A 6,200-nucleotide genomic window follows, 5' to 3' on the forward strand; every position below is an offset into this window, starting at 1 on the left:
CTTTTTGTCACTTTTCAGGTTTTTCGCCAATCCGGTATGGAAGTCGGCGAGTCGAACCTTCATTCCTCTTGGGACTGAGGACCAGCCAATATATGTCTCTTCATTCATCACTCTTCATCTTCTGAATAATCTTCATAGAAATTAAAGAATCCTTCTGATCGAGATGTCTGATTGCCCTTATCTGTTTGGAAGGATGCCTGATTCCGGAGTGATACACACTTTTATATGGTTAATCCTCCTTCTAATCTCCATGGATTTCAACCATCTGCACTGTCCTGAGTGTGGCGAGCAAACACTGAATGTAGAGCAGCCATCAGATAATGAGATCTGGATCAAGTGCAGTACCTGTGACCTCTTCATGGGTCTTTCAGAAGAGGAATGGCACCAGATTCACAACTCACCTCATCTGGAAAAGAAGATTCGGGCGCTCTATGAAAAAGATCACCCGAATATTACCACCGGCCACCCCTGCAGGCTTTGTCTCAGGCGTCACGAAGGCGGTGTCGCCAACATCTGCAGCAGCTGTCTCAATAAGGCCTTGATCGTCATTCTGATCATTATGGTCATCAGTTCGTTTATTGTCTGGTTTGGTATCTTCTGAAGATATCCTGGCCAGGATCAGAAGTCGCCATCCTGTTCAAAGCTTCTGTTGAAACGGATGGCGAGCTCTGCTTTATAGAGCTCCTTACCCAGGTATGCGGCGTGATCGAGGACTGAAACCCATCCTTTCTCCTCGATCATCGAGAAGATTTGCCTCCAGTCCTGTGACTTTATTGCAACACCCCTTCTTTCTGCAATGATCTCCTCTCCGTCAATTCCTATCCTGAAGTTTCCGCAGGGGTCATATGTGAGAGCTTTTTCTGATGCACCGGCCTCATGCATTGTTTCATACAGTACAGGCGGTTCCTGCCGTCTGCGTTTCTCCTTGATGACGAAGAGGTCAAGACCGAGATCTTTTGGATATGGCCGGCTTTCCATTAATGCCATCATCGTTGTTGCTCTTCTCATCTCTGCAACTGACCCAAGCGTTTTATCTGAGTGTTCGCTGGTGAAGATCAGGGCTGCGTTGATCTCCTGTGCCATTGCCGCAAGGAGTGCATTGGCACCGGGGGAGTCCGCATCCAGGAGTTCCACTACGTTTCCTGCCCCAAAGAAAAGGGGATAGGATGTTTCTGTTTCTACCATTGTCGCAAGTGCTCTCACCAGTCCTGAACCGGCAGGAGGGAGGAGCGGATCTGCAATGATGCACTTAATTCCGCAGGCTTTGGCAGCTTCACAGTTTGCAGCAAGCCCTGCTTCTCCGGGAACGACAACAGCAGCTATACCCGCCTCTGCGATTGCAGATCCGATCAGGGGAATATTCTCTTCCTGGAGCGAGAGGATCAGATCAGATCTATCAAGTGCTGCTCTGATTAACTCAGGATCCTGGGTATCTGCTGCAAGCGGTCCTTCAATTCCTTCCAGAAGAGAGAAGGTTTTTACCACATCCTCCGGTGAGGCATCGAACCCAAAACCGAGATCAACGATATCCGCTCCTGAAGAGAAGAAGCGAAGGACAGCGGATCTGATATCCTGATGGCGGTGTGCATCCATGATCTCTGCGACGACCTTCATCCTGCTCCCGCCGCCGATCTTCACTCCCCTGATGTAGAATTCCGGATCGGCAGCGACTTCTCTCTCTTCCAGCATTAAAAGTGCTTTATCGCGCTTTATCGCTGCAATAAGGTCATCTGCGGGAATCGTCCGGGAGAGCTGGATCTGGCCGACACCGGGGAGGATCATGGCGAGATCTGCGGCGTGGCGGGGCCCACGGAAGACAAAGACTCCAGTCTCCTTTTCGACCGAGGAGAAATCTGCGGTACACATCCCGGAGACGATTACAAAGTCATACCGGTCTTTTTGGATCAGTTCCGTGAGCCGCTTTGGTGAAATGAACGATGCCACCTCACCGATGACGGCAACATCACAGTCATGGCCGGATTCATCGGCAGCGTCCCTCACAATCGCTTCTGTCTGGGTACCGGTTACAAGCAGGATCCGCATAGCGGTATGGTTGGCGTGAAGTTACTTGAAGGTGGCGAAATCTTCCATCCTGTTCTTCTCCAAATGATGATACGGCTGGTATGGTGGCTAAAAAGGTAATTTCGTCTGTTGGTGTTGAAAATGGCATTTATGGGAGTAGATTGGTTTTTATGTTTTCTCGCTACTTCCTCCACCGTTTCAGTTCCAAAAGGAACTCCCCGGCCATCTTCTTTGCTTCTGCATAGGGCATAATCCCCGCCTCATCGATCTTCTGTGCAGAAAATTCAATCATCTCTTCGAGGGTAATTGATTCATCAACGAATTCCCCGTTCTGATAGCAGTAACTGCAATACTCTTCTGACTTTGAGCCGTCCTTCTCTGTTCCAAAGTGTTCCGGCTCGCTCATCGGCATGCCGCAACTCTGGCAGAATGGCCCTTGTGGAATCTCGTTCATATCGGTTTTCTGTTTTTTCTGGTAATAAACATTACAGGTGAATCATGCCGGTTCTTTGTCCAGGGTGTGTCCTGATTGATGCCCGGATTGATGACCTGGTTGACTCCGACTCACCGACTCCTGTTCAGCAGCCCGCATCAGTATTTTTATCTCTCAGATCAATGTGAGTACAGGTGAAAGAAGATGATTGAACTCATTATCGGCGGGATACTTGTCCTCCTTGCCATCGTCATTGTTCTCTGGTTTGTCAGTATCTACAACAAATACTATCGCCTGAAGAACGCATCCGAGGCAACGCTCGGCCAGATCAAGGTTGCGATGAAGAAGCGGCTCGATATGATCGACCAGCTCCTTGGATCAGTGAAGAGCTATGCAGAATTTGAGAAGAGCACGCTTGAATCGGTCACAAAGATGCGTGCATCTGTTGGATCTGCCGGGGCAGGGGATCTTAATGCCATTGAAGCCGAGTCGCGGAGTGTGCTTGGCCGCCTCTTTGCGGTGATGGAGAACTATCCTGATCTGAAGACATCCCAGACTGTAAAGGATCTGATGGGATCGATCAAAGGGCTGGAAGATGAGATCGCCCGCCACCGGTATACCTTCAACAATATCTCACAGCAGTTCAACACAATGCTCCAGACAATTCCATCGAATATCGTCGGGAACATGATCGGCATGGTCAAGCTCGAGTACCTCGAATTCCAGGATGAGAATCTGGAAAAGGCCCCGAAGATCGAGTTCTGAGGTTTCTTCATGGAAGAGAAGAGACTGATTGCACTCCTGTTTGCGGGAACCCTGCTGCTTGGCCTCTCTGTCATTGGAGTGATGGGGCTTTTTCCTGCCGGTGCATTTGATTATAGCGGCGACCTCATCGTCGAGTCATATGAGGTGACCTGGCAGGAGAATGGGGATCTCACAGAGCGGTACGTCTATTCGGTCCGCTCAGCCCAGGAATACCGGATGTTGTACCGCAACTGGAACGCTGCCCTTATCTTTGGAGAGCCAGAATCCGGCTACCCTCACATCCGCTTTATCGAGGGATTAGCACCGGATGGAGCTGTCCTTTACCTGAAGGAGGGTACAAGCAGTATCCATCTCTTTGAAGGGGATAATCCCCGTGCCCGATCGCTCGTCTCTGATCTTGCCTATCCAAATGAGGTTGGCATTGTCAATCCGGACTACTTCACACCGGGCGAATATGTCGTTGAGTATACCTATCAGATGGTGCCGCCTGTTGAGTACGACAGCGATGCCGTGCATATCAACCTGATGTTTGCAGACGAGCACATTCCCTATAAGGACGTCACCATTACGCTCATCTCAGACAAGATAACAGATGTCTTCACCCATCCCCCAACCTACGAGATAACCCGTGGCGATGGGATGATTGTGCTCACCGGGAGTTCCCCATCCAATGAGCGGATCGAGGTTGAGTTTTTGATGAGCCCGGATGCAATAGATTCGGTCGCCGGGATTAAAACCTATGTCGAAGGGGTCCGTGAGAAGACCGAATCCGCAAACAACTCGTACCTCTTCGGCTTCTTTATTGCGGATATCCTTCTCTTGATCGGAAAAGTCCTGGTTGTTGCAACGCCGTTTTTGCTTCTCCTTCTGTACATCCTGTACGGAAGGGAGAAGGATTATACCGTCCCCGAATACCTCAGCACGGTGCCTGACGAGACGATGCCGCCCTGGCAGGTGAATCTTGTCTTCAATAAGGATGCGTTCTCCTCAGATGAGAACGGGTTCTATGCGACCCTCCTTGATCTCCACAGAAAGAAGAAGATTGAGATCAGGGAGAATGCCGATCAGAAAGGAGTGAAAATCCGGCTTCTTGAAGAGGAAGGGGATGATCAGTACGAGCAGAAGGTGATGAACTTCATCACCCTGAATTCTGATGAATCCGGGGTTCTTGATACCGGATACTTTGAGGCAGTTGCAGAACGGGCAAAAAGTTCCACAGCAGACGAGCAGATTGCCATCCGGCTCAAGGAGAACATAAATGACCTGATGACGCTGAGTGATGAGCGGATCTCAGGAACCTATGCTGTTGATGGAAGGGGGACTCCTGCTCTTCTCCTTCTCGGCGCAATCGGATATGTACTCATTGTTGTTCTGGCATTCCTCTTTGCCACCGATACTGAAGGCATGCTGCTGGCTGCAATTGTTCTTGGTGTCATTATGGCAGTTCAGGCGGGGATTGCAGTTGCAATGCCCTCAACCCTCTTTGGCCACTGGAAGGATGATTACTATAAGACGAAGCTCGAATGGAGTTCATTCAGGCGCTTCCTCTCTGATATGAGCATGATCCGGAAGTACAGCCCCGATGATATGAATATGTGGGGGATCTGGCTTATCTACGGCACAGCGCTTGGAGTTGGCGATAATGTCCAGAAGGCGATGAAGGAGCTGAAGGTGGATGTTTCGGAATCAGGGTACTATGTCCCAACCTATTTCTGGTTCATGGGATTTTATTCTATCAGCACATTCTCCCCGCCCTCACAGGCAGGCGCAGGTGGCGGAGGATTCGGTGCCGGTGGCGGCTTTGGCGGTGGAGGGGCAGGAGGGCGGTAAGTGTCCCCTTCCTTTTGATTGCCACTTCTCAATCATTTCTTTTCTGCGCCGATTTTTATTGAAATGATGCTTTCAGAAAGTCTCTTTCGCTCATCCTCATCAAGAGGAACAGCTCCAATAGTGCTGATCAGTTCCGGTTCGCTGATGATATGATTCAGGGGAAAGACGGATTCGCCGTGAATGGTGATGGAGGAGAATCCGGCATCGCGGATGCATTTCAGATATTCCTCTTTCAGGAGAGCTCCCGATACACAGCTTGTATAGAGGAGGGATGATTTTTTGAAGGCGTCAGGGAGCGGGGCGGTGAGGACGATATCTGAGACGAGAAGGCGGCCGCCCGGGCGGAGCACCCGGAATATCTCAGCAAAGACCTGTGGCTTGTCGACAGAGAGGTTGATGACGCAGTTTGAGATGACGACATCAACTGAAGCATCTGCAACCGGCAGGTGCTCTATCTCCCCAAGCCGGAACTCCACGTTGGCATATCCTCCCTCTTCAGCATTCCTGCGTGCTTTCTCAAGCATATCATGGGTCATATCGATACCGATGACATGGCCGGATGCACCGACTTTCTGGCTTGCGAGGAAGCAGTCAAAGCCTGCACCCGATCCGAGATCAAGCACAGTCTCTCCCTCTTTCAGTGATGCAATCGCTACAGGGTTTCCGCATCCAAGCCCGAGATTGGCTCCTTCAGGAACCGCCTGCTGCTCTTCTTCTGAATAGCCCATAGAGGCGGAGACTTCCTGTGGATTCTGTGTGCCATCACAGCACCCGGGACCGCATCCGCATCCAAAACCTCCTTCACGGGCGACCCTGCCATATCTCTCACGCACCTGCCTTCTGGTAATTTCTCTGTCAGTCATAATGGTTTCAACTCCTCAGTGTCTTTTGGTCTTTGGTTCCGCATGCCTGTTGTTCCGGGTGAACAAGCGAGGTGATGTAGCTGTCGAGATGGTCTTTTTTGATCAGGGTAATGCAGCAGACAGATCCTTTCCTTTCAGAAAAGACGACTGCAAAGCGATCCCCCGGTGCGATCCCCGCCCGCTCCCTCACCTCTTTTGGGAGCACCATCTGGCCGCGGGCGTCGATGGTGACGATCCCCTCAACCGAGCAGTCGCATGGGTTTTTATGCCCACTAATGCTCTTCTCT

At 50.7% G+C, this 6,200-nt stretch carries 7 protein-coding genes; 3 read left to right on the plus strand and 4 right to left on the minus strand.

All coding sequences use genetic code 11. From position 1 onward, the window contains the following. The first annotated feature begins 250 nt into the window (after nucleotides 1–250). On the plus strand, nucleotides 251–601 hold the full coding sequence (locus QCH34_RS04875; RefSeq protein ID WP_300331011.1) for a hypothetical protein: 351 nt from the start codon (nucleotides 251–253) through the stop codon (nucleotides 599–601). A gap of 17 nt (nucleotides 602–618) precedes the next feature. On the opposite strand, the gene QCH34_RS04880 is transcribed toward QCH34_RS04875, so the two are convergent. Further along, complete coding sequence (locus QCH34_RS04880; protein WP_300331014.1) at nucleotides 619–2,043, minus strand: dihydropteroate synthase-like protein; 1,425 nt, start codon at nucleotides 2,041–2,043, stop codon at nucleotides 619–621. Between the two features lie 160 nt (nucleotides 2,044–2,203). Next, on the minus strand, nucleotides 2,204–2,476 hold the full coding sequence (locus tag QCH34_RS04885; protein WP_300331017.1) for a zinc ribbon domain-containing protein: 273 nt from the start codon (nucleotides 2,474–2,476) through the stop codon (nucleotides 2,204–2,206). Between the two features lie 183 nt (nucleotides 2,477–2,659). On the opposite strand from QCH34_RS04885, the gene QCH34_RS04890 reads away from it, so the two are divergent. Continuing rightward, nucleotides 2,660–3,220 carry a LemA family protein gene (locus QCH34_RS04890; RefSeq protein ID WP_300331020.1) on the plus strand — a complete coding sequence of 187 codons (561 nt, stop codon included), beginning with the start codon at nucleotides 2,660–2,662 and terminating at the stop codon, nucleotides 3,218–3,220. A 9-nt stretch (nucleotides 3,221–3,229) separates the two neighbouring features. Next, a complete protein-coding gene (locus QCH34_RS04895; protein WP_300331023.1) occupies nucleotides 3,230–5,050 on the plus strand; it encodes a DUF2207 domain-containing protein in 1,821 nt (606 codons plus the stop codon). A 32-nt stretch (nucleotides 5,051–5,082) separates the two neighbouring features. On the opposite strand, the gene QCH34_RS04900 is transcribed toward QCH34_RS04895, so the two are convergent. Then, the gene (locus QCH34_RS04900; protein ID WP_300331026.1) at nucleotides 5,083–5,913 is read right to left on the minus strand and encodes an arsenite methyltransferase; all 831 of its coding nucleotides are present in this window, start codon (nucleotides 5,911–5,913) and stop codon (nucleotides 5,083–5,085) included. Between the two features lie 7 nt (nucleotides 5,914–5,920). Beyond that, on the minus strand, nucleotides 5,921–6,200 hold a 280-nt coding region (gene hgcC / locus QCH34_RS04905), incomplete at its 5' end, for an HgcAB-associated protein HgcC (protein ID WP_300331029.1).

It is taken from the genome of Methanocalculus sp., assembly GCF_029762515.1.
Taxonomy (GTDB): Archaea; Halobacteriota; Methanomicrobia; order Methanomicrobiales; family Methanocorpusculaceae; genus Methanocalculus.

Bases quoted from the DNA above. Each gene is read 5' to 3' on its own strand.
- QCH34_RS04875 (WP_300331011.1), top strand. From the start codon at position 251: ATGGATTTCAACCATCTGCACTGTCCTGAGTGTGGCGAGCAAACACTG.
- QCH34_RS04880 (WP_300331014.1), bottom strand. From the start codon at position 2,043: ATGCGGATCCTGCTTGTAACCGGTACCCAGACAGAAGCGATTGTGAGG.
- QCH34_RS04885 (WP_300331017.1), bottom strand. From the start codon at position 2,476: ATGAACGAGATTCCACAAGGGCCATTCTGCCAGAGTTGCGGCATGCCG.
- QCH34_RS04890 (WP_300331020.1), top strand. From the start codon at position 2,660: ATGATTGAACTCATTATCGGCGGGATACTTGTCCTCCTTGCCATCGTC.
- QCH34_RS04895 (WP_300331023.1), top strand. From the start codon at position 3,230: ATGGAAGAGAAGAGACTGATTGCACTCCTGTTTGCGGGAACCCTGCTG.
- QCH34_RS04900 (WP_300331026.1), bottom strand. From the start codon at position 5,913: ATGACTGACAGAGAAATTACCAGAAGGCAGGTGCGTGAGAGATATGGC.